At 72.8% G+C, this 25,648-nt stretch carries 23 protein-coding genes and 2 pseudogenes; 17 read left to right on the top strand and 8 right to left on the bottom strand.

The window, feature by feature from the left end; all coding sequences use genetic code 11:
- Positions 1-2: 2 nt before the first annotated feature.
- Positions 3-788 (bottom strand): AraC family transcriptional regulator, encoded by a 786-nt coding sequence (locus tag PINTE_RS02920; protein WP_245642769.1) that lies wholly within the window; start codon positions 786-788, stop codon positions 3-5.
- Between the two features lie 248 nt (positions 789-1,036).
- On the opposite strand from PINTE_RS02920, the gene PINTE_RS02915 reads away from it, so the two are divergent.
- The 5 genes from PINTE_RS02915 to pheA all read left to right on the top strand — a co-directional run bounded on the left by PINTE_RS02915 (position 1,037) and on the right by pheA (position 8,495).
- Positions 1,037-4,723 carry a bifunctional proline dehydrogenase/L-glutamate gamma-semialdehyde dehydrogenase gene (locus PINTE_RS02915; protein ID WP_245642768.1) on the top strand — a complete coding sequence of 1,229 codons (3,687 nt, stop codon included), beginning with the start codon at positions 1,037-1,039 and terminating at the stop codon, positions 4,721-4,723.
- A 70-nt stretch (positions 4,724-4,793) separates the two neighbouring features.
- Positions 4,794-5,399: an SAM-dependent methyltransferase gene (locus tag PINTE_RS02910; RefSeq protein WP_068425959.1), complete on the top strand. Its 606-nt coding sequence runs from the start codon at positions 4,794-4,796 to the stop codon at positions 5,397-5,399.
- Positions 5,400-5,845: 446 nt separating this feature from the next.
- Entirely contained in the window at positions 5,846-6,298 is a 453-nt protein-coding gene (locus tag PINTE_RS02905; protein ID WP_068425986.1) for an ATP-binding protein, read from the top strand.
- Positions 6,299-6,522: 224 nt separating this feature from the next.
- Positions 6,523-7,509 (top strand): DUF5926 family protein, encoded by a 987-nt coding sequence (locus PINTE_RS02900; protein WP_068425957.1) that lies wholly within the window; start codon positions 6,523-6,525, stop codon positions 7,507-7,509.
- Positions 7,509-8,495, top strand: a complete 987-nt coding sequence (pheA, locus tag PINTE_RS02895) for a prephenate dehydratase (protein ID WP_068425953.1) — start codon at positions 7,509-7,511, stop codon at positions 8,493-8,495. The genes PINTE_RS02900 and pheA overlap by 1 nt, the downstream gene beginning before the upstream one ends.
- Before the next feature lie 19 nt (positions 8,496-8,514).
- Here the strand turns inward: pheA and PINTE_RS02890 are convergent, their stop codons facing one another.
- Complete coding sequence (locus PINTE_RS02890) at positions 8,515-8,907, bottom strand: phage holin family protein (protein WP_068425950.1); 393 nt, start codon at positions 8,905-8,907, stop codon at positions 8,515-8,517.
- Between the two features lie 111 nt (positions 8,908-9,018).
- On the opposite strand from PINTE_RS02890, the gene hisC reads away from it, so the two are divergent.
- The gene (gene hisC / locus PINTE_RS02885; RefSeq protein ID WP_084343157.1) at positions 9,019-10,260 is read left to right on the top strand and encodes a histidinol-phosphate transaminase; all 1,242 of its coding nucleotides are present in this window, start codon (positions 9,019-9,021) and stop codon (positions 10,258-10,260) included.
- 33 nt (positions 10,261-10,293) lie between these two features.
- On the opposite strand, the gene PINTE_RS02880 is transcribed toward hisC, so the two are convergent.
- The 4 genes from PINTE_RS02880 to dhaK all read right to left on the bottom strand — a co-directional run bounded on the left by PINTE_RS02880 (position 10,294) and on the right by dhaK (position 13,719).
- Positions 10,294-10,863, bottom strand: coding sequence for a hypothetical protein (locus tag PINTE_RS02880; protein WP_068425944.1), 570 nt, complete (start codon positions 10,861-10,863; stop codon positions 10,294-10,296).
- A 229-nt stretch (positions 10,864-11,092) separates the two neighbouring features.
- On the bottom strand, positions 11,093-11,899 hold the full coding sequence (gene dhaM / locus PINTE_RS02875) for a dihydroxyacetone kinase phosphoryl donor subunit DhaM (protein ID WP_217996475.1): 807 nt from the start codon (positions 11,897-11,899) through the stop codon (positions 11,093-11,095).
- Between the two features lie 177 nt (positions 11,900-12,076).
- The gene (dhaL, locus tag PINTE_RS02870) at positions 12,077-12,706 is read right to left on the bottom strand and encodes a dihydroxyacetone kinase subunit DhaL (RefSeq protein ID WP_217996474.1); all 630 of its coding nucleotides are present in this window, start codon (positions 12,704-12,706) and stop codon (positions 12,077-12,079) included.
- Positions 12,706-13,719, bottom strand: coding sequence for a dihydroxyacetone kinase subunit DhaK (gene dhaK / locus PINTE_RS02865; RefSeq protein ID WP_068425939.1), 1,014 nt, complete (start codon positions 13,717-13,719; stop codon positions 12,706-12,708). Before dhaK ends, dhaL begins: the two co-directional genes overlap by 1 nt.
- Before the next feature lie 336 nt (positions 13,720-14,055).
- Between dhaK and pdhA the strand changes: the two genes are divergently transcribed.
- The 8 genes and pseudogenes from pdhA (at position 14,056) to PINTE_RS23775 (ending at position 21,237) form a co-directional block, all read left to right on the top strand.
- Positions 14,056-15,306 carry a pyruvate dehydrogenase (acetyl-transferring) E1 component subunit alpha gene (gene pdhA / locus PINTE_RS02860; RefSeq protein ID WP_245642767.1) on the top strand — a complete coding sequence of 417 codons (1,251 nt, stop codon included), beginning with the start codon at positions 14,056-14,058 and terminating at the stop codon, positions 15,304-15,306.
- Positions 15,303-16,283 (top strand): alpha-ketoacid dehydrogenase subunit beta, encoded by a 981-nt coding sequence (locus PINTE_RS02855; protein ID WP_068425933.1) that lies wholly within the window; start codon positions 15,303-15,305, stop codon positions 16,281-16,283. The genes pdhA and PINTE_RS02855 overlap by 4 nt, the downstream gene beginning before the upstream one ends.
- 13 nt (positions 16,284-16,296) lie before the next feature.
- Positions 16,297-17,712, top strand: a complete 1,416-nt coding sequence (locus tag PINTE_RS02850; RefSeq protein WP_068425930.1) for a dihydrolipoamide acetyltransferase family protein — start codon at positions 16,297-16,299, stop codon at positions 17,710-17,712.
- 143 nt (positions 17,713-17,855) lie between these two features.
- Positions 17,856-18,086, top strand: a complete 231-nt coding sequence (locus PINTE_RS02845) for a hypothetical protein (protein WP_068425927.1) — start codon at positions 17,856-17,858, stop codon at positions 18,084-18,086.
- Positions 18,083-18,520, top strand: a complete 438-nt coding sequence (locus PINTE_RS02840; RefSeq protein ID WP_068425924.1) for a TA system VapC family ribonuclease toxin — start codon at positions 18,083-18,085, stop codon at positions 18,518-18,520. The genes PINTE_RS02845 and PINTE_RS02840 overlap by 4 nt, the downstream gene beginning before the upstream one ends.
- Before the next feature lie 514 nt (positions 18,521-19,034).
- A pseudogene (locus PINTE_RS02830) lies at positions 19,035-19,925 on the top strand (cation:proton antiporter domain-containing protein); the annotation flags it as partial.
- A 104-nt stretch (positions 19,926-20,029) separates the two neighbouring features.
- Entirely contained in the window at positions 20,030-21,115 is a 1,086-nt protein-coding gene (locus tag PINTE_RS02825) for a DNA glycosylase AlkZ-like family protein (protein WP_217996473.1), read from the top strand.
- Positions 21,088-21,237 (top strand): hypothetical protein, encoded by a 150-nt coding sequence (locus PINTE_RS23775; RefSeq protein ID WP_217996472.1) that lies wholly within the window; start codon positions 21,088-21,090, stop codon positions 21,235-21,237. The genes PINTE_RS02825 and PINTE_RS23775 overlap by 28 nt, the downstream gene beginning before the upstream one ends.
- On the opposite strand, the gene PINTE_RS22505 is transcribed toward PINTE_RS23775, so the two are convergent.
- Positions 21,234-22,187, bottom strand: coding sequence for a hypothetical protein (locus PINTE_RS22505; protein WP_157087043.1), 954 nt, complete (start codon positions 22,185-22,187; stop codon positions 21,234-21,236). The genes PINTE_RS23775 and PINTE_RS22505 overlap by 4 nt on opposite strands.
- A gap of 128 nt (positions 22,188-22,315) precedes the next feature.
- Between PINTE_RS22505 and PINTE_RS02815 the strand changes: the two are divergent.
- The 3 genes and pseudogenes from PINTE_RS02815 to PINTE_RS02805 all read left to right on the top strand — a co-directional run bounded on the left by PINTE_RS02815 (position 22,316) and on the right by PINTE_RS02805 (position 24,696).
- Positions 22,316-23,253, top strand: a pseudogene (locus PINTE_RS02815) (serine/threonine dehydratase).
- A 22-nt stretch (positions 23,254-23,275) separates the two neighbouring features.
- A complete protein-coding gene (locus PINTE_RS02810) occupies positions 23,276-23,881 on the top strand; it encodes a quercetin 2,3-dioxygenase (protein WP_084343155.1) in 606 nt (201 codons plus the stop codon).
- Positions 23,878-24,696, top strand: coding sequence for an alpha/beta hydrolase (locus PINTE_RS02805; RefSeq protein WP_068425911.1), 819 nt, complete (start codon positions 23,878-23,880; stop codon positions 24,694-24,696). The genes PINTE_RS02810 and PINTE_RS02805 overlap by 4 nt, the downstream gene beginning before the upstream one ends.
- Before the next feature lie 86 nt (positions 24,697-24,782).
- Here PINTE_RS02805 and PINTE_RS02800 read toward each other — a convergent pair whose 3' ends face one another.
- A complete protein-coding gene (locus tag PINTE_RS02800; protein ID WP_068425908.1) occupies positions 24,783-25,646 on the bottom strand; it encodes a maleylpyruvate isomerase family mycothiol-dependent enzyme in 864 nt (287 codons plus the stop codon).
- Positions 25,647-25,648 lie beyond the last annotated feature (2 nt).

Raw genomic sequence — 25,648 nt, 5'->3', positions numbered from 1 at the left:
GGTCAGAAGTCGGTGTGCGCGCCGCGGCGGAACTGCCCGGGGGTCTGCCCGGTGAGCCGGGCGAACGTGCGTGAGAAGGCCGCCTGGTCGGAGAAGCCGCAGTCGAGGGCGATCTGCGCCAGCGGTTCAGGGGTCTGGGTGAGCAGCGTGCGGGCGTGGTCGATGCGCGCGGTCAGCACGAGCTGGCCGGGGGAGCGGTGGAACGCCCGGCGCACCCGTCGTTCGAGGGCATCGACCCCGCAGCCCGCCACCCGGGCGAGTTCGGCCACCCGAATCGGGCGGTTCAGGTGCGCGTCGATGTGGTCGACGACCCGCCCGAGGCTGTGCATGTCGACGTCGTCGACGCTGTCGTTGCCGAGGTCCTGGGAGATCGACACGAGCCCGACCGCGCGCCCCTCATGCAGCAGCGGGTGCTTGGCGGTGAGGTACCAGCGGGCCACCCCGCCGGGCGGCCGGATGAGTTCGAGCTCGTTGCGCAGCGGGCGGCCGGTGGCGAGCACCTGCCCGTCCTGCTCCTCGTAGCGCTCGGCGAGCTCGCGGACGAACAGCTCCGGGGCCGTGCGGCCGAGCACCGCCCGAGCGGAGCGCTCGTTGGTGCGCTGCACGAACGTCGGGTTGACCGCGACATACCGCCCGTCGGCGTCCTTGAGGCAGAACATCGTCGAGGTCAGCTCGTCGACGAGGGCCAACATCGCCCGAGGCAGCGCGGCCGCGATGGGGCCGCTCAGCGCGCTGTCGGCGACCCGGCGCTCGCTGTCGGCGATGCGGCGCTCGCTGTCGTCGGGCATCGGCTCTCCTCCCGCGCACGTCCGTCGGGTCGCGGGAGCGCCGGGTCTCCCGCGAGGCGCCGCTCGGCGCTGGCCCAGTATGTCGCCGAGGCCGGTCGCGCGACCACCCCGCGACGCGAGCCGGCCCAGCCGCCCGAGCCGCCCACGCCTGCCCGCCCGTGCGAGCCGGGGCGGTTGACCCGGTGCGGGCTCCGGGGCGCGCCGATTCGACAAGACCGCCCGCCGCCGCAGCCGGGATACTCGTGCCTATGACCGAACCCCGCGAGCACTCCGACACGCCGTTTCCCCCGCCGAGCGACAACACGGACGCCCCCGCGTTCGCCCCGTCGCAGGGCCGCGTGGGCGAGCCTGCCGCGGGCCCGCTGACCGACGGCCCCAAGGCCGCCTCCGACCCGAGCGCCGGTGCGACAGCTGACCCGAGCGCCGGTTCGGGCGGGCCGGACACGAGCGGCACCGGCTCTGCGGCGTACGCCCCCCTCGTCGAGGAGGCGGTCGCGCTGGCCCAGGAGTGGACGCGCGCCACCGAGCGCGGTCAGACCCGCTCCGAGCGGGCGACGACCGGGCAGCTCGCGGCGCTCGTGCGCGACGAGGCCGGCCTCGATCTCGGCGTGCGCTTCGTCGACCGCGTCGCCCGGCCCGAGGATTCGGGGGTCGCGGCCCGCGAACTGAGCCGCCTGACGACCGGCGACGCGTCCGGCTTCCTCGGCGGCATCGACCGCACGATGCTGCAACTCGGCTCGTTCGTCGCGCCGCTCGCCCCGCCGGTCGTCGTGCCGTTGGCCCGAAAGCGGCTGCGCCAGATCATCGGTCATCTCGTCGTCGACGCCGAAGACCCGGCGCTGGGCAAGCACCTGGCGAAGGCGCGCGACGACGGCTTCCGCCTCAACGTCAACCTCCTCGGCGAGGCGGTGCTCGGCGAGGACGAGGCCGCCTCCCGCACCGAGCGCGTCGACGACCTGCTCGCCCGCCCCGACGTCGACTACGTCTCGATCAAGGTGTCCTCCCTCGTCTCCCAGATCACCACCTGGGATCAGGAGGGCACCGTGCAGCGCTGCCTCGACCGCCTGCGGCCGCTGTATCGCACCGCGAAGACGAAGTCGCCGCACGCGTTCGTCAACCTCGACATGGAGGAGTACCGCGACCTCGACCTGACGATGGAGCTGTTCCAGCGGCTGCTCTCGGAGGAGGAGTTCCGCGACCTCGAGGCCGGAATCGTGCTGCAGGCCTACCTGCCCGACGCGCTGCCCGCGATGGAAGAACTCATCGAGTTCGCCCAGAAACGTGTGGAAGGGGGCGGCGCGGGCATCAAGATCCGTCTCGTCAAGGGCGCCAACCTCGCGATGGAGCACGTCGAGTCCGCGCTGCACGGCTGGACCCCCGCGCCCTACGACAGCAAGCCCGAGGTCGACGCCAACTACCTGCGCTGCGTCGAGCGGGCGCTGCGCCCCGAGCTCTCCGGCGTCGTGCGACTCGGGGTCGCCAGCCACAACCTCTACGACGTCGCCGCCGCGCATCTGCTCGCGCGCTCCCGCGGCGTCACCGACTCCCTCGACATCGAGATGCTCCAGGGCATGGCGCCCGCCCAAGCCCGCGCGGTCAAGGCCGACGTCGGCACCGTGCTGCTCTACACCCCGGTTGTGGCGCCGAAGGACTTCGACGTCGCCGTCTCCTACCTCATCCGGCGCCTGGAGGAGAACGCGCAGTCGGAGAACTTCCTGCACGCGATCTTCTCCGGCGACGCCGGTGTCGCCGAGCCCGACAGCCCCGCGATGACCGACCAGGAGAGCCGGTTCCGCGCGTCGGTCGCGGCGATCGAGAGCACGCCGGTCGGGCCGCGCCGCGTCGCCGGTCCGGCCACGATCGGCGCCGAGTTCGACAACACCCCCGACCGCGACCCGGCGCTGCCCGACAACCGGGCCTGGGCCGCCGAACGCCTTGCGGCGCAACCGGCCCCGCTGACGAGTCCCGAACTCGACCGCGTCGAGCAGGTCGAGGAGGTCGTCGCCCGCGGCGTGGCGGCGCACGAGGCGTGGGCCGCGCTGCCCGCCTCCCGGCGCGCGTACGTGTTGCTGGAGGCGGCCCGCGGCCTCGAGCGCCGCCGCGGCGAACTCGTCACGGTCGCCGCGGCCGAGGGCGGCAAGACCATCGAGCAGTCCGACCCGGAGGTCTCCGAGGCCATCGACTTCGCGCGGTACTACGCCGAGCGCGCGATCGAACTGGAGCCAGGCGCGAGCCTGCACACCGACGGCGCCCGGTTCACCCCCGACCGGCTCGTGCTCATCACCCCGCCGTGGAACTTCCCGATCGCCATCCCGATCGGCGGCGTGCTCGCCGGGCTCGCGGCCGGGGCCGCGGTGATCATCAAGCCGGCCCCACCGACTCCGGGGTGCGTCGAGGTCGTCGCGGAGGCGGTCTTCGAGGCCCTCGACACCGCCGGCCTGCCGCGCGACGTGCTGCAGGTCGTGCGGGTCGCGGAGAACGACGCCGGCCGGGCGCTCGTCGCGCACGACGACGTCGACACCGTCGTGCTCACCGGCGCGAGCGACACCGCAAAGCTGTTCTCCGGCTGGCGCGCCGGCCGCCCCGGCGGCGCCCGCGTGTACGGCGAGACCTCGGGCAAGAACTCGCTGATCGTCACCCCCGCCGCGGACCTCGACCTGGCCGTGGCCGACCTGGTGAAGTCGGCCTTCGGGCACGCCGGGCAGAAGTGTTCGGCGGCCTCGCTGGGCATCCTCGTCGGCTCGGTCGGCACCTCCGACCGGTTCCGTCGCCAGCTCATCGACGCCGTGCGGTCGCTGCGGGTCGGTTGGCCCAGCGACATCGGCGTGACGATGGGCCCGGTCATCGAGCCGCCCAGCGGCAAGCTGCTGCGCGCCCTGACCACCCTGGAGCCGGGCGAGACCTGGCTCGTGGAGCCCCGGCAGCTCGACGACACCGGCCGGCTCTGGTCGCCGGGCCTGAAGGACAACGTGGCCCCCGGCTCCTTCTTCCACCTCACCGAGGTGTTCGGGCCGGTGCTCGGCCTCATGCGCGCCGACAGCCTGGACGAGGCGATCGACCTGCAGAACGCCACCGCCTACGGCCTCACCGGCGGGCTGCACAGCCTCGACGAGGAGGAGATCGAGCGCTGGCTCAACCGCGTCGAGGTGGGCAACGCCTACGTCAACCGGCACATCACCGGCGCGATCGTGCGGCGGCAGAGCTTCGGCGGCTGGAAGTCGTCGGTGGTCGGCCCCGGCGCCAAGGCCGGCGGCCCCAACTACGTTGCGCTGCTGGGTCACTGGGCCTCCGACGGGCTGCCCACGCAGCTCGGGGAGCCGGCCCGGGCCGCGCGCGCGTTCCTGCGCGCGGTGCTGCCGCTCATCGGCGACCGCAGCGAGCGCACCTGGCTGCGCGCGGCCGTGGCCAGCGACGCTCTCGCGTGGGAGAGCGAACTCGGCCGCGAGACCGACGAGTCGGGCCTGGTCGTCGAGGCCAACGTGTTCCGCTACCGCCCCCACCCGCAGGTGTGGATCCGCACGACGCCGTCGGCGCGGATGGCCCAGGTGCTGCGGCTCGTGCTCGCCGGCATCACCGCCGGCGCGACTGTGCGGGTCAGCCTCGACCCCGCGACGAGTGCCGAGCTCAAGGCCGACGGCCGCACCGAGGAGACGTCGGCCGGCCTGCGGGCCTTCGCCGCCCACGTCGACCGCGCTGAGACCGACGAGGACTTCCTCGTGCGCGTCGAGCGCGGCGACATCACCGGGCGGGTGCGGCTCGTCGGTGAGAACCCCACCCTCGCAGCGGCCCTCGCCGAGGAGGCCGCCGGACTGGACATCACGCTGTTCACGCAGGAGGTGCTGGCCACCGGTCGCCGCGAACTGCTGACGATGCTGCGCGAGCAGGCCTACAGCCGCACGATGCACCGCTTCGGTCACCTGCCGCCGGCGCGCTGAGCGCTGTGCCGGGGCGCGCTCTCGTTGAGCGTGCCCCGGCTCCGCGCGCCCGGAGGAGGACAATGCCCGGGTGAGCAGCGAGCCGGACTTCGAGCGCCTCTACGCCGGCGACCCCGACCCCTGGCGGGTGGCGACGAGTTGGTACGAGCGCCGCAAGACGCAGATCGTGCTCGCCTGCCTGCGCCGCGAAAAGTACCGCTGCATCTGGGATATCGGTTGCGGCACCGGCGAACTCACGGCACACCTGGCGGGGCGCGCGGACCGGGTCGTGGCCGTCGACAGCGCTCGCCGGGCTTGCGAGCTGACCCGCGCCCGGTGCCGCGAGATTCCTGGGGTGATCGTCGAACGCGCCGCGGCCCCAACGGTTCCCGACGCCCTGCAGGGGGAGCCGGTGGTGGACCTCGTCGTGCTCTCCGAGATCCTCTACTACCTCAAGGCCCCCGCGCGGCGCGCGACGACGGAGGCGGTGCTCGGGCGCTGCGCGCCGGCGGCCGACATCCTGGCCGTGCACTGGACGGCGCGCCCCGACGACGCCCGGGTCTCCGGCCTGAAGGTGCACCGCGAACTCGACGAGGTGCTCCTGGGCAGCGGCTGGGGACGTCTCCTCGCGCACCGCGACATCGAGTTCACGCTGACGATGTGGTCGCGCGACGTGCCCGACACGATGGGCCGGTGATCCCGGCTGCCAGGCCCGTCGGTAACAGTCGCGGGGCGTTGTCGACAGGGCAACTTGTTGCATGTTGTCGCGACGGTGTCCTAGGTTGGCGACGTCGCGACCCGTTGATGTGACAGCCACCTCGAAGGGTTGCGACAACGGCGGATTCGCGAGAGGTTCGACTCTGGCGGCAACCGACGTAGCCGATTGCTACTCGTGTCGTGACCTGCGCTAATACCCGATGGCCTCGCGCCGAAAGGACGGGGTGGGCAGACCGCTCGGTTTTCGCTACGATCCGGTTCACTTCCAGGTGTGCCCAACCGCACGAGAGATTCGTGCCGACGGGCAGTCAAGGGCGACGAGAGGCAGACATGACCTTCGACCGGGGATCGACCGCCACACTCGATACCTCCTGTGATTACGCGTCCGCGACAGGTCTGGGGGGTGACCGCGGGCCCACGGCGACCGTGACCGCGGTCGCGCCTCGAGCGCAACGTGGCCCGTGTCAAGGAGACGGCACCCGCAGCATCCGACTAGCCCACACGCTGGTCGCGGTCCGTGAGTCCCGCGAGACCCTCGTCAGCGACCTGCGCGAGCGCGGCGTCAGCGCCCCCGTCATCGACGAGGCCGAGTCGGTCGTCGCCGAACTCGTCGCCAACGCCGTCCGGCACGCCCGCGCGCTTCCGGACGGCTGCGTCCGAATCCGCTGGAAGGTCAAGGCCGGTGCCGTCGAAGTCGAAGTCCGCGACGGAGGCGGGGAGACCAACCCCCGACCGGTGCGCACCTCCCCGCTGGCGGCCCGCGGCCGCGGGCTGCGCATCGTGCGCAGCATGGCCCACGAGTGGGGCGTGCTGGAGGAGTCCAATGGGCGCACCGTCTGGGCCGCCCTCGGCGGGCCCTCGCGCCGCCGCGCGGGCTGACCGCCGACCACACCGCACCACAACACGACTCGGACCGGTTCCCGCTGGGGGCCGGTCCTTTCGTGTCCGTGCCTCGACCGTGTCTCACCGGGGCCTTACCTGTGCCTCGCCCACGACACGCCCACGTCTCGCCCACGACACGCCCACGACGCGCCGGAGCCTTGCCGCGACACCCCACCGGCCCGGCTCCGGACGAGAGCGCGGGGCATCTAGGGTCGGGTGTCATGGGTAAGGCTTCGCGTCGAGCGCGCAAGAACCAGTCCGGCCAGTCCGGCCAGTCCGGCCAGTCCGGAGCGCCGAAGGTGCTGCCCGCTCCCTTCGTGGCGCGGCCCTTCGAGGGGCTGCCCGGCGAGCCCGACTGGGTGGCGATGCGTGAGATCGTCCCCGCGGCCACCGCCACCGTGCGCCTCAGAGACGACGCGCCCGCGCTGCGCGCGGCGCTGGCCGACTCCGCCGACTCGACCGACTCCACGGAGGGATCGCCCGATCTCGCTGTGCCGCAGGAACTGACGATCACCACCGTGCTGCCGATGACATGGCCGGGGCTGCACCGCGCCGATGGCACTCGCTTCGTCGCGCTGCAATCGGTGCCCACCCGCGGTGACGCCTCGCGCGACCTCGTGCAGGTCGTGCTCGCGCTGCTGGCGACCCCGGCGGGGCAGCCGGTCGGCACCGTTTCCCCGGCCACCTTCGACACCCCGCGGCTGCAGGACATTCTCGACGTCGATGCGCCCTTCGAGGTCACCGTGCATGAGGGCTTCGACTACTGGATCGCGCCCGATGTCGACCTCGACGCCGAGGGTCAGGCGTCCCTGCGGCAGGCCAACGAGTCGGCGATCCCGACGACCAAGCTGGCGTCCGCGCCCGCCGCGTACTGGTGCCGAGTGGGCGAACGCACCCACCTGCGCTGGGCGCTGCCGGACGACGAGGACGACGCCACGGCCGCCCTGGCCCGGCTGCACGCGTCCGGTGCCCTCGCCGGGCCGAACGGGCTCGGGGAGTCGACGAGGTTCCTCGGGGCGTTTCGCGCCGACGGGCTGCTCGTGCCCGTCTGGGATCTCGACCCGGCGCTGGAGGCCGACGCCTACGAAGACGGGCTCGCCGCCCTCGCCGAGCGCTACGCCGCTGCCCTGGCCGCCACCGACCCGCTGACCGCGCAGGAGCGCCGCGCTCGCGCCGGGCTGCTCAGCCGACAGCTCACGCTGCGCTGATGGCGACGCAGGCGATGCAGACGATGCGCCGGATCGGATTCCTCGGGCCGCGTGGCACCTTCAGCGAGGTCGCGCTGCGCTCGCGCCCGGAGTCGGAGCACGCGGAGGCGGTGCCGTACCTGTCGGTCGACGCGGCCCTGGGCGCGTTGCGCTCGGGCGAGGTCGACGCGGCGGTCGTCCCGATCGAGAACTCCGTCGAGGGCGGCGTGCCCGCCACGCTGGACTCCCTCGCGCACGGCGACCCGCTGCGGGTCGTCGGCGAGATGATCGTGCCGGTGACCTTCGTGCTCGCGGCGCGCCCAGACACCGCCTTCGCAGACGTGCGCGCGGTGAGCACGCACCCGCACGCGTGGGCGCAGGTGCGGGCCTTCGTCGCACGTGAGCTGCCCACGGCCCGTTACGTGCCCGCGAGTTCGACGGCGGCGTCGGCGGTCGACCTGGCCGGTGGCGCCGACACCTGGCACGAGGCGACCGCCTACCAGGCCGCGGTTTGCCACGAGATGGTCGCCCGCGACCACGGCCTGACCGTGCTCGCGCACGACATCGGCGACAACACCGAGGCGGTCACCCGCTTCGTGCTCGTCGCCCGCCCCGGCCCGGTACCGGCTCCGACCGGCTCCGACAAGACGACCGTCGTGCTCTTTCAGAAGATCGACTACCCCGGCGGGTTGCTCGGCCTGCTCGAGCAGTTCGCGGTGCGCGGGATCAACCTGACCCGGCTGGAGTCGCGCCCGACCGGCGAATCCCTGGGGCAGTACTGCTTCTCGATCGACCTCGAGGGGCACCTGCACGAGGCGCGGGTGACCGAGGCGCTCATGGGGCTGCATCGCGTGTGCGCCCAGGTGCGCTTCCTCGGCAGCTACCCCAAAGCCGACGCGTCGGCGGTCACCGTCTCACCGGCGCACGCCGACCGGGCCTACGAGCAGGCCCGGCAATGGCGGGAATCGCTCGAGTCGTTCGAGTCGTTCGAGTCGCCGGAGCGCTGACCGCCGCCCGCGGGCAGGGTCAGACCCGGCGACGGGCCGGGGTGAGTCCGTCGAGCAGCATGGAGATGATCGACAGCACGATCGCGCCGAGCACCGCGTCCCACCAGAAGTGGTCGATCGAGAACGCGAGCCCGAGGGCGGCGGAGAGCCAGGCGGTGATTCCGAGCATCGCCGCGTTGACGACGATGAGGAACAGCCCCAGGGTCAGCACGATGAACGGCACCGAGAAGAACGTGACGATCGGTTTCATGAGGGAGTTCACGAGTCCGAAGACGACCGCGACGAGCAGGATCGTCACGAGGCGGCTGCCCGTGGGTTCTCCAGTGTCACCGAGGTGGATGCCCGGCACGATCAGCGCGGTGAGCCACAGACCGACGGCGTTGAGCAGGATACGGATGGCGAGGTTGCCCATGGCGTCATGCTGTCACGGCTCCCAGGGCGCCGACTGGGTGCCGACTGGGCCCCGGCGGTGTCGCTCCTGTGCGGTCGCCGCGGGCGGCATCGGGCTGCGTAGAGTCGGGCCATGACTGACGCCCCCACCGGCCGACCGTCCGCCGCCAGCACCTCGAAGGGCAGTTCCACCGGCGCATCCACCGGCGCGGGACCGGGCGCGGGACCGGGCTCGGAACCGGGCTCGGAACCGAGTGCGGGCTCGGGCCGGCGCGTGCGGCTGCGGACCGCGCTGGGCTGTGTGGCGCCGTACCGCCCCGGCAAGCCACCGACTCCGGCCGAGGGCGTGCGCCAGTTCAAGATCAGCAGCAACGAGAACCCCTACCCGCCGCTGCCGTCGGTGCTCGACGCGATCGGGCAGGCGGCGACGCACCTCAACCGGTACCCCGAGCCCGCCGTGCACGCGCTGCGCGAACGGCTCGCCGCCGACCTCGAGGTGGGCATCGACGAGGTGGCGGTCGGCGCCGGAAGTTCCGCGCTGTTCTCCCAGATCGTCGACATCAGCGTCGATCCCGGCGACGAGGTCGTCTACGCCTGGCGTTCCTTCGAGCTGTACCCGGTACGCGTCGCGGAGGCCGGTGGACGGTCGGTTCAGGTGCCGGTCACGGCCGACGGGCGCCACGACCTGCCGGCGATGGCCGCCGCGGTCCGGCGCGCGACCAAGCTCGTCATCGTCTGCAGCCCGAACAACCCCACCGGGCCGTCGGTCGGCGCCGCCGAGCTCGAGGAGTTTCTCCAGCGCGTGCCCGGCGACGTGCTCGTGCTCATCGACCAGGCGTACACCGAGTTCGACACCGACGCCGAGATCGACGCCCTCGACATCTACCGTCGCCACCCGAACGTCGTTGTGCTGCGCACGTTCTCGAAGGCGTACGGGCTCGCGGGGCTGCGCGTGGGCTATGCGATCGCCCACCCGCCGGTGGCGGCCGCGATGGCCAAGGTCGCGCACCCCTTCGCGGTGACCGATCTGGCTCAGGCCGCGGCGATGGCCAGCCTGGATGCCCGTGAGGAACTGGGCGTGCGGGTCAAGTCGGTGATCGCCGAGCGTGACCGCGTGGTCGCCGAGCTCTCTTCGCAGGGGTGGCAGCTGCCCGACACCCAGGCGAACTTCGTGTGGCTGCCGCTGGGGCCGGATTCGTTGGCGTTCGCGGCCCTCGCCGACTCCGCGGGGCTCGCCGTGCGCCCCTTCGACGGAGACGGGGTGCGCTGCACGATCGGCGAACCCGAGGCCAACGCCGAGCTCGTTCGCGTGTGTGGGCGGTTCCTCGCGGGGGAACGTGCCGGCGACGCCGGCGCCCGCACGCCCGAACCGTGACCGGGTCGGTCCGGGAGCTCGGTGCGTGACGGGTCAGCTCTCGGGTCGGTCCTCACGGCCCCGCGGGAGCGGCGGGCCGGTGTGGCGCCTCGACGGGTCGTCTTCGGGGTCACCGCCGTCATAGGGCGCGGTGTCGTGCTCGAGCACCTTGCGCCACCAGCCGATCGCGTACGTGGTGAAGGCGATCGCGAGGACGACCAGGAGCGCGGCATCGGCGATCGGGCGCCAGCCGCCGATGCCGACCGTGCCGTCGTCCTTCTGCACGACCGGCGCCTCGTCGCCCGGGGCCAGCGCGAACAGGCCAGGGTCGGTCAGGGCCACCGAGCGGTCGCCGGAGGGGCCGGTGACCTCGACGACACACGGTCCCGTCATGCCCAGCGCGCGGGAACATTCGGTGACGACGGCCGGCGTCGTCTCCCGCGGCCAGGCGTGTCCGATCGCATAGCCGGTGAGGCGGATGCCGAACTGCCACAACAGGATCGCCATCGATGAGATGACCATGAGGGCGATCACCTTGAACGCCAGGGTCTCGACGATCCGGGCGGGGCTGCTGGTCCCTGAGCGCCCGGCGGAACGGCGATCGGGTCGGGCGGCGCGTGACATCACCCCTCCCTATCGACCAGCACCCGCGCCGATTCAACCGCCGCGCAGACGTCGTTCGCCTCAGCGCCCGCCACCGCCCGCCAGCGCCCCTCACCGCCCGCCAGTGCCCGCCCGCGCACCTCCCCACCTTGGCCGAAGGCTGCCCTTTCGGTCGGGGGCTAGGACTCTAGTACGAGCCTCGACCGATAAGGCAGCCTTCGACCGTCTGGGGGTGGCCGTCAGAGCCCCGTCAGAGTCTCGTCAGAGTCCCGTCAGAGACAGTCAGCGCCCGTGGCCCTCGTCGGCCCAGGGTGTGCAGGGCCGCGAGTGCGCGCTCGGCATCGGGGCCGCTGATGCCCGCCGTGAGCTCGTCGCCCTGCCGGGCCCCCAGGGTCGTCAACAGCAGCATGCTGCCGGCGTCCACCGGTCCGCGGCCGTTCGTCGCATCGGCGATGAGCACGGTGACGTCGAGATCCTGCACCGCCTGCGCGAGTCGGGCCGCGGGGCGAGCGTGCAGACCGTCCGGCGCGGTGAGGGTGACCGCCCAGGTCAGCCCGTCGGGTTCGGCTGCCGCGTCGGGCTCCGGATCGGCGGTCGCCTCGGGAGCGGCTGTCGGTTCGTTCGGGTCGCCGGGTGCGTCGGCGACCGGATCGGCCGAGAGCTGCTCGCGTTTGCCGACCAGCCCGTTCTCGGCGTCGGCGGCGACGGCGTCGAGTCCGGAACCCCCGGAGGCGGTGACATAGGCGGCGATGAGCCCTTCGACCAGCGGCGCCGGCGAGAGCCGCACGGGCGGCCCGTCGTCGATGAACTCCAGCGCCATCTCGGCGGAGAGGATCGCGCTGCCGAGGTCGAGGAGCACGAGCACGCCGTCGGTCTGCGTGCGCAGGCCGTCGATGGCGCGGGCGATGGCCTGCGCGTCGGTGCCGAACGCGTCGTCGTCGAGGCCGGCGGCGATCGCGATCGGGGGCCGTCGCGGCGGCGGCACCATCTCCTGCGCGAGTTCCACCGCGGCCCGGGCCAGCGCCCGGGAGTGCGAGACGACGACGATGCCGATCACGCGGTCCCCTTCCATCGTTCGCGCACCGACCCTACTGACCTCTCGCCGAAGGTTTCGCCATATCGACTATCGCGATCCGGGGCCGATCCTGGCCCCGACGCTCTGACCTGCGCTTTCCGGTGGCAGGCGCGGCCGGTGGCGCCATCGCGATCGTCGATATGGCGAATCCCCGGCGCCTCACCCCAGCGTGCGGGCGGCGCTGTCGAGGAGCATCGTCAGGCTCGTGGCGCCCGGGTCCTGGGTGCCCCGGCTGCGTTCGCCCAGGTAGGAGGCCCGGCCCTTGCGAGCGACGAGGTCGATCGTCGCGTCCCGACCCCGCGCGGCACCGTCGGCGGCGGCCCGCAGCGCCGCCGCCACGTCGGCCCCGTCCGCGACCGCGGCGTCGTACGCCTCCAGCGCGGGGGTCAGGGCGTCGACCATCGTCTTGTCACCGACGCTGGCCTTGCCGCGGTCGATGATGCCCTGCAGACCGGCCCGCAGCGCGGTGCCCCATTGCGCGGCGTCGATGTCGCCGTCCGCCGGCAGCGCCTTGGCCAGGCGCAGGAAGAACGTGCCGTACAGCGGCCCGGACGCCCCGCCAACGGTGTTCACCAGCGTCATGCCCGCCTTCTTCAGCAGCGCCGCGGCGTCGTCGAAGTCGTCGGCGGCCAGCGCGGCGACGGCGCTCATGCCGCGGTGCATGTTCGAGCCGTGGTCGGCGTCGCCGATGCGCCGGTCGAGATCGGTGAGCAGGTCGGCGTTCTGCGCGACGACCTGCGCGTAGTCCGCGAGCCACGCAGCCGCGACGGCGGGCGAGAGGGCGGCCATCAGCAGCCCCACCGCAGGCCCGGGGTGTTCACCGGGGCGTCCCACAGCCGCACGAGTTCGTCGTCGGCGCGCAGCACGGTCAGCGAGCAGCCGGCCATCTCCAGGGAGGTGATGTAGTTGCCGACGAGGCAGCGTGCGACCCGCACCCCGGACTTCTCGAGGATCGCCGCGACCTCGCCGTACATGAGGTACAGCTCGAGCAGGGGGGTGCCGCCCATGCCGTTGAGCATGACGATCGCGTCGCCGACTCCGGAGCCGGAGGCTTGCCCGGAGAGGTCGGTGAGCACCGGCTCGACGAGCATGGCCGCGAGTTCCCGGGCGGGCGCGAGCGGTCGGCGTTCGCGGCCCGGCTCCCCGTGGATGCCGATGCCGAGTTCGAACTCCGCCTCGCCGAGGTCGAACGTGGGCCGTCCGGCGGCGGGCACGGTGCACGACGTGAGCGCGAGCCCCATCGAGCGGCCGTGGCCGTTGATCCGGCGGGCCAGCCAGACCAGCGCGTCGAGGTCGCGGCCCTCCTCGGCGGCGGCGCCGACGAGCTTCTCCAGCAGCACGGTGACGCCGACGCCGCGGCGTCCGGCCGTGTAGAGGGAGTCGGTGACGGCTACGTCGTCGTCGGTGATCACCGTCTCCACGCGGATGTCGGATTCGGCGGCCAGCTCGGCGGCCATCTCGAAGTTCATGACGTCGCCGGTGTAGTTCTTGACAATGTGGAGCACGCCGGCGCCGCCGTCGACGGCCTCGGTGGCGACCTGCATTTGCTCGGGCACGGGGGAGGTGAACACCTCGCCGGCGCAGGCGGCGTCGAGCATCCCGGGCCCGACGAAGCCGCCGTGCAGGGGTTCGTGGCCCGACCCGCCTCCGGAGACCAGGCCCACCTTGCCCCGCACGGGCGCGCCGGCGCGGTAGACGATCCGGTGCTCCAGGTCGACCCGCAGCCGATCGGGGTGCGCGGCGGCGACGCCCCGCAGCGCGTCGGCGACCACGGAACCGGCGTCGTTGATGAGCTTCTTCATCCCCCCAGTCAACCGCCACCTCCCTCTCCCCGCCCTCTTCCTGGGCGCAAACTTCCCGGCCGAAGGCTGCCCTTTCGGTCGAGGGCCAGGGCTGGAGTACGAGCCCTCGACCGACAGGGCAGCCTTCAGCCGTCTGGGGGGGCCGAGCTAACGGGCCGAATCTGGGGGTCGGCAAGGGGGCGCGGAGACGGTACTGTGGGGGGACCTCCGCGTACCCGCCACGACGGAACCGGAGGCCACGACCCGGCTCCGGCACACCTGGCTCGGCGCGGGTCGCGTCACCGACAACGCACCGGCTCCGGCGATCCCGGGCGTGCGATGAGTGAAGGAGAAGTCGTGAGCGACAACGATGTCGTCAGCCACGAGGCCGTGGCACGCAAGGCCGCTGACGCGTTCGGCGTGGATCACCACGAGAGCGTCATCGGGCGGCCCAAGATCATGCTCGACGGTGGGCCGGAGACGATCCGGTTCATCGACAAGGACGGGCGGCGCATCCGCAACGAGGTCAACCTCCCCTACGACCCGTACGTCGATGCCCTCACCGAGGACGACGGCCAATACCTCTACCGCGACATGGCGCTCGTGCGCCGCTTCGACAAGGAGGCCACCGCGCTGCAGCGGCAGGGGCAGCTCGGGCTGTGGCCCGGCCTGCTCGGCCAGGAGGCCGCGCAGATCGGTATCGGGCGCGCGATGCAACCGCACGACTACGCCTTTCCCAGCTATCGCGAACACGGCGTCGCGTGGTGTCGCGGCGTCGACCCGCTGCACCTGCTCGCGATGTTCCGCGGCGTCGACAACGGCGCCTGGGACCCGGCGGAGAAGAACTTCCACCTCTACACGATCGTCATCGGCAACCAGGCCCTGCACGCGGTCGGCTACGCGATGGGCGTGCAGCGCGACGGCGCGTACGGCACCGGCGATCCCGCGCGCGACACCGCGGTGGTCACCTTCTTCGGAGACGGTGCCACGAGCCAGGGCGACATCAACGAGTCGTTCGTCTTCGCCGCGGTCAACCAGAGTCCGATTGTGTTCTTCTGTCAGAACAACCAGTGGGCGATCAGCGAGCCCAACGAGCGGCAGAGCCGCATCCCGCTCTACCAACGCGCCCGCGGCTTCGGCTTCCCCGGTGTGCGCGTCGACGGCAACGACGTGCTGGCCTGCTACGCGGTCGGCATGCACGCGCTCGAGCACGCCCGCAGCGGCCAGGGCCCCTTCCTCATCGAGGCGTTCACGTACCGGATGGGTGCGCACACCACCTCCGACGACCCGACGAAGTACCGCGACTCCGCCGAGGTCGACCTGTGGGGCGAGCGCGACCCGCTGTACCGGCTCAAGGCCTTCCTGCTGAGCCTGCACGACACCAAGCAGGAGTTCTTCGACGAGGTCGACGCGGAGGCCGACGCGCTCGCCGCGCGCATCCGCAAGGCCTGCGAGGAGATGCCCGACCCGCCACGGGAGAACCTCTTCAACCACGTCTACGTCGAGGAGCACCCGGGCCTGGCCCGTGAGCGCGACGAATTCGTCGAATATCAGGCCGGTTTCGCCGACGCCGACGCTGACACGGCGGGCGAGGGGGTGGCCCGATGACGCGTCTCACGCTGGCCAAGGGCATCACCGCGGGGCTGCGCCGCGCGATGGAGGACGACCCGAAGGTGCTCGTCATGGGCGAGGACGTGGGCCGGCTCGGCGGCGTCTTCCGCGTCACCGAGGGGCTGCAGAAGGACTTCGGCGAAGACCGGGTCATCGACACCCCGCTCGCGGAGTCGGGCATCGTCGGCACCGCGATCGGGCTCGCCCTGCGCGGCTACCGCCCGGTCGTCGAGATCCAGTTCGATGGGTTCGTCTACCCGGCGTTCGACCACATCACCAGCCAGGTCGCGAAGATGTACGCGCGCTCGCTCGGCAAGGTGCGCCTGCCGATGGTCATCCGCATCCCGTGCGGCGGCGGCATCGGCGCGGTCGAGCACCACAGCGAGAGCAACGAGGCATACTTCCTGCACAGCGCGGGCCTGAAGATCGTCGCCTGCAGCAACGCCGAAGACTCCTACTGGATGATCCAGCAGGCGATCGCCACCGACGACCCGGTGATCTTCTTCGAGCCCAAGCGGCGCTACCACGAACGCATGGAGGTCGACGAAACCGCCACAGCGGCATCGCGGTCGCTGTACGAGGCGGTGGTCGTGCGGGAGGGCACCGACGCGACGCTCGCCTGCTACGGGCCGATGGTCAAGACGTGCCTGCAGGCCGCGGAGGCGGCCGCGACCGAGGGTCGCTCGCTCGAGGTCGTCGACCTGCGCGGGCTCAACCCGCTCGACACCGAGACGTTGTTCGCGTCGGCGAAGAAGACCGGCCGGCTCGTCGTCGTGCACGAGGCCAGCAGCTTCATGGGCTTCGGCGCGGAGATCGCCGCGCAGGCGATGACCGAGTGCTTCTACCACCTGGAGGCGCCGGTCATCCGCGTCACCGGCTATTCGATCCCGTACCCGCCGAGCAAGCTCGAAGAGGACTTCCTGCCCGACCTCGACCGGGTGCTCGACGGCGTCGACCGGGCGCTGGCCTACTGAGAGGGGAGTGGACATGGGACTCAAGACGTTCAACCTGCCCGACCCCGGCGAGGGCCTGACCGAGGCCGAGATCGTTACGTGGATGGTCAAACCCGGCGACGCGGTGAAGGTCAACGACGTCGTCGTCGAGATCGAGACGAGCAAGTCGCTCGTCGAGCTGCCGATTCCGTGGGAGGGCACCGTCGGGGAGCTGCTCGTCGCCGAGGGCCAGGAGGTGCCCGTCGGCGCGCCGATCATCACCATCGAGGTCGCCGGGGTCGACGACGAGCCGGCCCCCGCGCAGGCCCCCGACCCGGCTCCCGAGGAGCCCGAGCCCGCACCGGCCCAAGCCGATTCACCGTCGACCCCGGATGGTTGGGCCGGTGCTGCCGACGATGCCGGAGCCGGTGACACCGACGGCTCGGGCTCCTCGGGCTCCTCGGGGCGCACCCCGAACCTCGTCGGCTACGGCGCGATCGGCGGGTCCACCACGCGGCGGGCGCGCAAGAACCGGGCGCCGGGCGTGGCCGCCTCGGCCGATGGCGCCGGTAGCGGCCCTGTTAGCGGCCCTGCCCGCCCGCTGGCCAAGCCGCCGGTGCGCAAGTACGCCAAGGATCAGGGGGTCGACCTCGCGGAGGTCACCGGCTCCGGCGAGGGCGGCATCATCGACCGCGCCGACGTCGACGCCCACCTTGCGTCCGGCGGCACCGACTCCACTCGCACGAGCGTGGCACGAGAGGAGCGCATCACGGTCAAGGGCGTGCGCAAGATGACCGCCGCGGCCATGACCGGCTCGGCGTTCGGCGCCCCGCACGTCACGGAGTTCGTGACGATCGACATGACCGCCTCGATGGAGCTGCTCGACCGGCTCAAGGCCGACCGGGAGTTCCGCGACGTCAAGGTGACGCCGCTCCTACTCGTCGCCAAGGCGCTGCTGCTCGCGTGCCGCCGCAACCCCGGCGTCAACGCGACCTGGGAGGAGGCGGGCGACCAGGCGAGCATCGTGCTGAAGAACTACGTCAATCTCGGCATCGCCGCGGCCACCCCGCGCGGGCTCATCGTGCCGAACGTCAAGGACGCCGACGCGATGTCGCTGCGCGAGCTGGCCGACGCGCTGACCGTGCTCGTGGAGACGGCCCGCGCGGGCCGCACGCAACCGGCGGACATGTCCGGCGGCACGATCACGATCACCAACGTCGGCGTCTTCGGCGTCGACACCGGCACCCCGATCATCAACCCCGGGGAGTCGGCGATCCTCGCGTTCGGCGCGGTCCGCCGCATGCCATGGGTCGTGGGGTCGGGCGCGCAGGAGCGGATCGAGCCGCGCTGGGTCACCCAACTCGCGCTGAGCTTCGACCACCGCCTCATCGACGGTGACCTCGGCTCCCGCTTCCTGTCCGACATCGCCGCCATCCTGCAGGATCCCGCCCGCGCCCTCCTCTGGGCCTGACCCACGCCCCAACGTCCGTGAGAACTGCGCGGCCAGAACTGCTGTTCGTGCCGCAGCTCCGACCGTGACCCGCAGTCCTCACGGACGTAGAGGGCCGGTGACTGACCGACCTGAACTGCATCACATGCCGTAGCATCTGATGCATGCGCACGACGCTGACCATCGACGACGACGTCCTGCGCGTCGTTCAGGAGCGGGCCCGTCGAGAGCGTCGCACGGCGGGCCAGGTGCTCTCGGACCTCGCGAGGCAGGCGCTGGCGGGCCCCCGCGCCGAAGCGGCCCCGACCCGAAACGGCTTTCCGGTTCTGCTCGGCTCCGGATGCCCGGTCAGTGACTCGACCGTCGAGGAACTCCGCGAGCAGGAGGGTGTGTGACCCGGGCGCTGCTCGACGTCAACGTGTGGCTGGCGCTCGTCGACCCCGACCACGAGGCGCACCAGCGGGTTCATGCGTGGCTTGAGCAGTGGCTGGCGCGACCCGACCCCGACGGATGGGCGTCGTGCGCGATCACCCAGAACGGCTTCGCTCGGATCATCAGCTCGTCCGGGTACCCGAACGCCGTGAGCCCGCGACAGGCAGTTGAACTGCTGGCGACGGCGACCTCCGCGCGCGAACACGAGTTCTGGCCGTGTGACGCGCAACTGGGCGACGTCGTGGACGTCACCCATCTCGTTGGGCCTCGCCAGATCACGGACGCCTACTTGCTTGCGCTCGCGGTGGCACGCGACGGCACGCTCGTCACGCTCGACCGGTCGATCCCGTTGCGGCTGGTGCGCGGCGCGCGGGAGCGGCACCTGACATCCCTCTGAGCCTGCGTCGCCACCGGGCCCCCCGTCCCTATAGAAAGAGGCGGATCGGATGATGGGCGGCGGAGTGCGCGTACGCGCCGGAATGAGGGGGAGAACGCGTGAAGTGGGCGATCGTGTGCTGCGTCGGCGTGCTGCTGGCGTGGGCGCTGGTGGCGGGCCGGCTGGGGCGCTGGCGCATCACGGCGCCGATGGTCATGGTGCTCGGCGGCATGATCATCGGCCTGGCCGGGCTGGCCGTGCAGGCGGGCGCGGTCGGGGCGGTCGCCAGCGGCGGTGATCAACTCCCGGAGACGGTCGACCTCGCGATCGTCACCACCGTGCTCAACAATCCGGTCACCGAACGCATCGCCGAACTCATCCTCGCGCTCGTCCTGTTCGTCGACTCCTTCGAGATCCGCCGCGGCGTGCTCGGCCACGAGCCGGTGCTCGCGGCGCGGCTGCTCGCGCTCGCCCTGCCCGTCAGTCTGTTCCTCGGGTTCGCCCTGGGCCTGTTGCTCTTCCGAACGTCGCCCCGGCCGTCGTGCTCGTGCTCGTCTGCGCGGTCATGCCGATCGACCTGGCGCCCGCCGCCGGCGTGCTGCGCGACGAGCGCCTGCCCGAACGCGTGCGCAACGTGCTCAACGTCGAGAGCGGCTACAACGACGGGTTCGTCGCCCCCGTCTTCGTCTTCGCGATCACCCTCGCCGGCAGCACCTCGCATGCCAATTCGCCGGAGGCGGCCCTCTCGGAGGCGGTGCCCGCCTCCCTCATCGCGATCGGCGTCGGCGCGGCGGTCGGCGGCATCGCGGGTCTGCTCATGCGGGCGTGCGCCGCCCGCGACCTGACGACGACCCACGCCCTGCGCTTCGGTGTCGTGTGCATCCCGCTGCTCACCTACGCCCTCGCGGCGCTGGCGCACGGCAACGGCTTCGTCGCGGCCTTCGTCGCCGGCATCGCCTTCCGCGCCGCCCGCGGCGAGGTCGCGCACCGCGAGGTCGCGCTCAGCGAAGACGTCGCCGCGCTCGCCTCCTACGTCATGTGGTTCGTGCTCGGCGTCTGCGCGGTGCTCGTCATCGGGCTCACCACGTGGCAGGCGTGGGTGTTCGGGCTCGCCGCGCTCACCGTGCTGCGGATCGTGCCCGTGCTCGGCGCTCTGCTCGGCTCGACGCTGACCTGGCCCGATCGGTGGCTCGTCGCGCTGCTCGGCCCGCGCGGCATCGCGACGATCGTGTTCGCGCTGCTGGCGTTCTACGACGTCAGCGGCGAGGCGGAGCAGATGCTCGCGCTGTCGACGATGACCGTCGCTGTCATCGGCAGTTTCCTGCTGCACGGCCTCGGCTCCGGGTTCGTCGCCGAGCGGTACGCCCGGCGCGCGGCACGGACCGGGGCTGCCGAGAAGGCGTCCACGACGGTTGCTCCCGACTAAACCGCTCCTGGGCGGGCGCTCGGGGGCGGTCTTGCGGCCGCATGTCGTCCGCACCGACTCGTACGCTCGGGCGACGACCGAGTTACGGCCCGAAGGGAATCCGGATGCCTGCCAAGAGCGTGACCCCGGTGCGGCACGTCGACGACGCCGAACGCCGCGCCCGGCTCGCCCGGCGGCACGGGCTCGCCTCCGAGCACTACGTCGATTCCGTCGAGTCCGCGGCGCGCGCCGTCGTCGCGCTGCACGCCACCGAACCCGCCAGCGTGCACCTGTCCTGCCGCGCCCGGATGCCTCACGTGCGCGTCGCCGACGTCGACCGCGCGCTCTACCGTGACCGCACGCTCGTCACCCAGCTGTGCATGCGCCGCACGCTGTTCGTGCTCGAACGCGGCCTGCTGCCGGCGGTGCTCGGCTCGATCGGAGCCAGGATGGCCGACCGGGCGCACACCGAGCTGCTGCGCGCGGTGTGCACCTGGGACGCCGATCTCGACGCCGCCGCCTGGATCGAGCGGGCGCAGGAGGCGGTGCTCGCCGAACTCGAGCGCGGCGAGGCGCTGACGACGCGGCAGGTGCGCGAACGGGTCCCGGAGGCCGCCGGTCAGTACGCGCAGGGCGCCGGCACCTCGTGGGAATCGACGGTCCGGCTGACGCCGAAGGTGCTGGCGCTCATGCAGCTTCGCGGGCTCATCGGCCGGGAGGCCAACGACGCCGACTGGCGCGCCAGCCTGCCGCGCTGGAGCCCGATGACGCGCCTGCTCGGCGAATCCCCGGAGCCGGTCGACCCCCGCGCCGGCTACGAGCGGCTGACCCGGAGCTGGCTGGCGGCCAACGGGCCCGGCACGGTCGAGGACCTCGCCTGGTGGCTCGGCGCGACGAAGGCCGACGTGCGCCGCGGGCTCACCGACGTCGACGCCGTGCCCGTCAGCCTCGACGGGGGTGCCACCGGCTGGCTGCTGCCCGACGACGTCGACCCGGTCGCCGCCCCGGGCCCTGGGTCGCGCTGCTGCCCCTGCTCGACCCGAGCGTCATGGGCTGGCGCGACCGCGCGTTCATCCTCGGCCCCGACCCCGGCCCGCTGTTCGACTCCGTCGGCAACGCCGGCACCACCGCCTGGGCCGACGGCTGCGTCGTCGGAGTCTGGGTGCAGGACAACGCCGGTCGCGTGCACGTCGCCCTGCGGGAACAGGTGACGTCGGCCGCCCGCCGCGCCCTCGACGCCGCGGCCCGCGACCTGACCGACTGGCTCGACGGTCAGCGCGTCTTCCCCGTCTACCCGTCGGCGGCGATGCGCGCGGCCGCCGCCTCGCTCTAACGCGCGAACAGCGTGTCCGGCAGGTCCTCGTCGACGGCCTCGATCCGCACGAGCAGCGTGTCGCCCATCCGGGCCCGCGAGGCGTCCAGCGGCTCGGCGAACACGCAGATGCCGGTGCCGCGGTCGAGGCGCACCCGGAACGTGCGCGCGTCCGGCGCGGCGCCCGGCTCCGAGAAGCCCGGCAGCGGACCGCCGTACGCCCCGGACTCCAGCGCGTAGGCGACCGCGCCGTTGAGCAGCGGGCAACAGCTGCACCGCGGCTCGTACTCCGGCAGGGTGCGCACGACCGCCTCCAGCGCCGGGCGGCCATGATGCTGCACCGCACTCAGCTCCCCGACGTCGAGGGCGGGCGGAGGCGGGCCGGCGAGCTCGTCAGCCACCCCGGCCTCCCCGGCCTCCCCGGCCTCCCCGGCCTCCCCGGCCTCCCCGGCCTCGTCGGCCGCCTCGGCCTCCTCGGCCGCGTACGGGTCGCCGTCGGCCAGCTCGACCGGGTCGAGCATCGCGACGAAGCGGTAGTTCTCGACCATCGGCACGGAGTCGGTCCAACGGTCGGCCAGCCGCGCGACCAGCCCGTCGGCGCGCAGCACGACACCCGGCGCCGCGACCGCCGCCAGCGCCTCCTGCGCGGTGCGCGGCTCCATGCACGCGCCGTCCTGCGACCAGCCGAAGACGGTGCGCGGCACCGGGTCCCGATAGCTGGCGCTGGGCACCACGCGCCGACCATCCGACTCCTCGATGACGACCCAATTGCCGACCGCGGTCACCGGCGGGCCGTCCTGCCCGCAGGAGACCAGCCGCCCGTCGAGGTCCTCGACCCGGTAGGCGCCCGGGCGCCGCACCCAGACCCGCCGCCACGCGGAGCCGGGCTCGTCGCGCATGGTGAATCGCACGCTGCGCCACAGCACCCGCGACGAGCGGGCCAGCGCCCGGAAATCCTCGACCTCGACCATGCCCTCCAGGGTGCCGCTCGCTTCGGCGTCGGCCCAACCCTTTTCCGAGCCGGGCCGCCACACCAGTCCCTGGCGCCGCACCCGGCGCGAGCCGCGGCGCCTAGCCTGGCGGGGTGAGCGAACAGGGCATCGGGCGCGGCGACGTCGAGGCGGCCTGGGAACGGGTGCGGCCGGTCGTGCGGCGCACCCCCGTGCTGGGGCCCGAGCCCGGCGTGAGCGAGGGCCTCGGCGCGCTCACCCTCAAGCTCGAATTCCTCCAGCACACGGGCACGTTCAAGGCTCGCGGCGCCGCGAACCGGGTGCTCGCCGCGCAGGCCGACGGCAGCCTCGACCCGCGCGTCGGCATCGTCGTCGCCTCCGGCGGCAACGCGGGCCTGGCCAACGCGTGGGTCGCAGCCCGGCTCGGGGTGCCCGCGATCGTGTTCGTGCCGACGACCGCGCCGCCGGTCAAGGTCGCGCTGCTGGAGTCGTACGGCGCGACGGTCGTGCGGGCCGGGCTCGAATACGCCGCCGCGTTCGAGGCCGCCCAGGAGCACGTCGCCCGCACCGGCGCCGTCTACTGCCACGCCTACGACCAGCCGCAGATCGCCGCCGGCGCAGGCACGCTCGCGCTCGAACTCATCGAGCAGGCGCGCGTCGACACCATCGTCGTCGCCGTCGGCGGAGGCGGTCTGCTCGCCGGGGTCGCCGCCGCCGTCGAGGGCCTGCCGATCGGTGTCGTCGGCGCCGAGCCGGTCACCTCGTGCGCGCTGCACGCCGCGCTGGCCGCGGGGGAGCCGGTCGACGTCACCGTCTCCGGGGTGGCGGCCGACTCGCTCGGCGCCCGCCGCGTCGGCGACATCGCGTTCGCCGTGGCCCGCCGCACGGGGGTGCGCAGCGTGCTCGTCGACGACGAGGCGATCGTCGCGGCCCGGGCGTTGGCGTGGGCCCGCTGGCGCGTCGTCATCGAACACGGCGCCGCGACCGCGCGCTCGCCGCGATCACCGCCGGCGCCTACCGACCGGCACCGGACGAGCGGGTCGCCGTCGTGCTCTGCGGAGCGAATACGCATCCCCCCGACCTGTGATTCCGGACCGGAAGCGGGCACGATGGACGGGCCGCGCCGAGACGTCGGGCGAGGCCCCGTTCACCGTCGAAGGGATGAGCTCATGACCATGGAATTCGCGCACCGCCGCCCGCCGGGCTCGCCGCTGCCGGGTTCGCCGCAGCACTTCTTCCTCGGCAACGACGAGGGCGAGTTCGCGCACCTGTTCGACTCCCTCGTCACCGTCAAGCTCACCGGCGACGAAACCGACGGCCAGTTCGGGGTGTTCACGCTCGAGGCACCGAAGGGCGACACGATCCCGGCGCACGCCCACGCCGACGTGCACGAGATCTTCTACGTGCTCAACGGGGCCGCGCACGTGTGGATCCAGGACGGCGAGGGCGTCGTGCACGACCGCGTGCTGCGCCCGGGCGACTTCGGCTACGTGCCCGCCGGGCTGCCGCACACCTTCCGGGTCGAGGCCGACGAGACGAAGATCTTCGGCGTCTGCTCCGGCGGGTTCGAGCGCTTCTTCGCCGCCGCCGGCCGGCAGGCCGAAGAGCCGGTGCTGCCGGACCCGCCGTACGTGCCGTCGACGGAGCAGCTCATGGCCGCGGGCAAGGAGTTCCGCAACCAGTTCATGCCGCACCTGCGCCTCGACCAGCGGTGAGCCGGGTCCGGCGGAGCCAGGCGATCCCGTTCGCGGAGCCGGAGGGGTACCGCCCCCTCGAACTCGACCTGTACCGGCCCGACGGCGACGGCCCGTGGCCCCTCGTCGTCTTCCTCCACGGCGGCGGGTGGCGCCGGGGGAGTCGGCGCTCGTTCGGTCCCGCGTTCGGCGACCGCCTGTTCGGGCGGGTCGCGCAGCTGGGCTACGTCGTCGCCAGCCTCGACTACCGGCTCACCGGGGAGGCGGTGTTCCCGGCCCAGCTCGACGACGTGCACGCCGGCCTGGACCATCTCGCGCGGCACGGCGGCGAGTACGGCGCCGACGGCCGCGCGGTGCTGTGGGGCGAGTCCGCGGGCGGGCACCTCGCCGCACTCGCCGCATTGACCGCGCTGACCCCGGCGGCGAGCGCGCTGCGCGTCGTCGGCGTCATCGACTGGTACGGCCCGGCCGACCTGCGCACGATGGGGCAGCAGGCGCGGCCGGATGCTCTCGCCAGCGCCGACAACCCCGACTCCCGGGAGGCGCAGCTGCTCGGCGGGCCGGTGGCCGCGGACGAGGCGCTCGCCACGCAGGCGAGCCCGGTGGCGCACGCGCACGCGGACGCCCCGCCGTTCCTGCTCGTGCACGGCACGGCCGACCGGCTCGTGCCCGTCCAGCAGAGCGAGCAACTGCACGCGGCGTTGCGGGCGGCCGGTGTCGACGCGCGGCTCGAACTCGTCGACGGCGCCGACCACATGTGGGCCGGCGTCGACCCCGAACAGGTGCTCACCGCCTCCCTCGACTTCCTCGCCGAGGTCACCCGCCCCCGCCCCTGAGAACTGCGTGTCGCGGTGAGAACTGCGGCACGGACTGCAGTTCTCACCACGACACGCAGTTCTCAGCGATGTGGGGGGCGAGGCGGTTACGGGGTGATGACGAGGTTCTCGAGGACGTCGTGGGCGACCTGGTCGTCGCCGAGCACCGTGTAGTGCAGCTCGTCGACGCTGCGGCGGCCGGCGGCGCGGCGGGCGAAGGCCTCCGTCGACAGCTGGATGCTCGTGGTGCGCCCGATCGCGGGGATCGGGCCGGTCTCGTCGGCGCCACCGGCGAACATGAGCTTGCCGACCGTCTCGCCCTCCGGCGAGGTCTCGACGCGCACGCCGGTGCGCGCGACGACGGGGCCGGTCAGCTCGATCATGACGACCTTGCCCGGCTCCACGCCCACCTTGTCGACGACGATCGACGGCAGCGAGTCCATCGCCCGCTGGCAGAAGGTGGCCGCGGCGGCCGAGTCGAGGCTGCCGGGCCGGTTGAGCGCCGTGCGCACGTCCTGCTCGTGCACCCACACGTCGGCCACGCGACGCCGCATCAGGTCACCCAACGTCATCGTGCCCATCGGCGACTCCACCTCGGTCGACTCGTCGAGGTCGGTGTCGCGCAGCCGGCCCAGGCGCGCGGAGACGACCCGGTGCAGTTCCTGCGCGACCTCCTTGCCGGGGCGGTCGCGGCGCAGCTCGACCCCGGCCTCGATGGCGCGGCCACGCTCGTGCCGCACGTGCTCGTAGTCGGGAACCTCGACGGCCGGGTCGGGGCGACCGAGGAGCGCCGACTCGAGGGAGACCACGTGGGAGATCTGGTCTTTCACGCTCCAGCCGGGGCAGTCCGTGGGTTTGGCGAAGTCGTCGTCGCTACAGGTGATCGCCAGGTCGACAAGCGCCTGGGAGGTCTGCGCGAACGCCGCGACGAGGCCGGGTAGGTCGTCTGGGGCGGCCGGGTGCATGGGCATGC

This window comes from Piscicoccus intestinalis NBRC 104926 (assembly GCF_001515525.1).
Lineage (GTDB): Bacteria > Actinomycetota > Actinomycetes > Actinomycetales > Dermatophilaceae > Kineosphaera > Kineosphaera intestinalis.
The sequence above is the reverse complement of the archived record's forward strand: the minus strand, read 5'-3'. Positions and strand labels throughout refer to the sequence as shown.

What these genes read in the sequence shown, in the direction of transcription:
- PINTE_RS02920 (WP_245642769.1), bottom strand. Translation starts at nt 788, where the DNA reads ATGCCCGACGACAGCGAGCGCCGCATCGCCGACAGCGAGCGCCGGGTC.
- PINTE_RS02825 (WP_217996473.1), top strand. Translation starts at nt 20,030, where the DNA reads ATGCCTGCCAAGAGCGTGACCCCGGTGCGGCACGTCGACGACGCCGAA.
- PINTE_RS02880 (WP_068425944.1), bottom strand. Translation starts at nt 10,863, where the DNA reads ATGTCACGCGCCGCCCGACCCGATCGCCGTTCCGCCGGGCGCTCAGGG.
- PINTE_RS02845 (WP_068425927.1), top strand. Translation starts at nt 17,856, where the DNA reads ATGCGCACGACGCTGACCATCGACGACGACGTCCTGCGCGTCGTTCAG.
- PINTE_RS02850 (WP_068425930.1), top strand. Translation starts at nt 16,297, where the DNA reads ATGGGACTCAAGACGTTCAACCTGCCCGACCCCGGCGAGGGCCTGACC.
- dhaK (WP_068425939.1), bottom strand. Translation starts at nt 13,719, where the DNA reads ATGAAGAAGCTCATCAACGACGCCGGTTCCGTGGTCGCCGACGCGCTG.
- hisC (WP_084343157.1), top strand. Translation starts at nt 9,019, where the DNA reads ATGACTGACGCCCCCACCGGCCGACCGTCCGCCGCCAGCACCTCGAAG.
- PINTE_RS02900 (WP_068425957.1), top strand. Translation starts at nt 6,523, where the DNA reads ATGGGTAAGGCTTCGCGTCGAGCGCGCAAGAACCAGTCCGGCCAGTCC.
- PINTE_RS02915 (WP_245642768.1), top strand. Translation starts at nt 1,037, where the DNA reads ATGACCGAACCCCGCGAGCACTCCGACACGCCGTTTCCCCCGCCGAGC.
- dhaL (WP_217996474.1), bottom strand. Translation starts at nt 12,706, where the DNA reads ATGGCCGCCCTCTCGCCCGCCGTCGCGGCTGCGTGGCTCGCGGACTAC.
- PINTE_RS02800 (WP_068425908.1), bottom strand. Translation starts at nt 25,646, where the DNA reads ATGCCCATGCACCCGGCCGCCCCAGACGACCTACCCGGCCTCGTCGCG.
- pheA (WP_068425953.1), top strand. Translation starts at nt 7,509, where the DNA reads ATGGCGACGCAGGCGATGCAGACGATGCGCCGGATCGGATTCCTCGGG.
- PINTE_RS02810 (WP_084343155.1), top strand. Translation starts at nt 23,276, where the DNA reads ATGGACGGGCCGCGCCGAGACGTCGGGCGAGGCCCCGTTCACCGTCGA.
- PINTE_RS02890 (WP_068425950.1), bottom strand. Translation starts at nt 8,907, where the DNA reads ATGGGCAACCTCGCCATCCGTATCCTGCTCAACGCCGTCGGTCTGTGG.
- PINTE_RS22505 (WP_157087043.1), bottom strand. Translation starts at nt 22,187, where the DNA reads ATGGTCGAGGTCGAGGATTTCCGGGCGCTGGCCCGCTCGTCGCGGGTG.
- PINTE_RS02855 (WP_068425933.1), top strand. Translation starts at nt 15,303, where the DNA reads ATGACGCGTCTCACGCTGGCCAAGGGCATCACCGCGGGGCTGCGCCGC.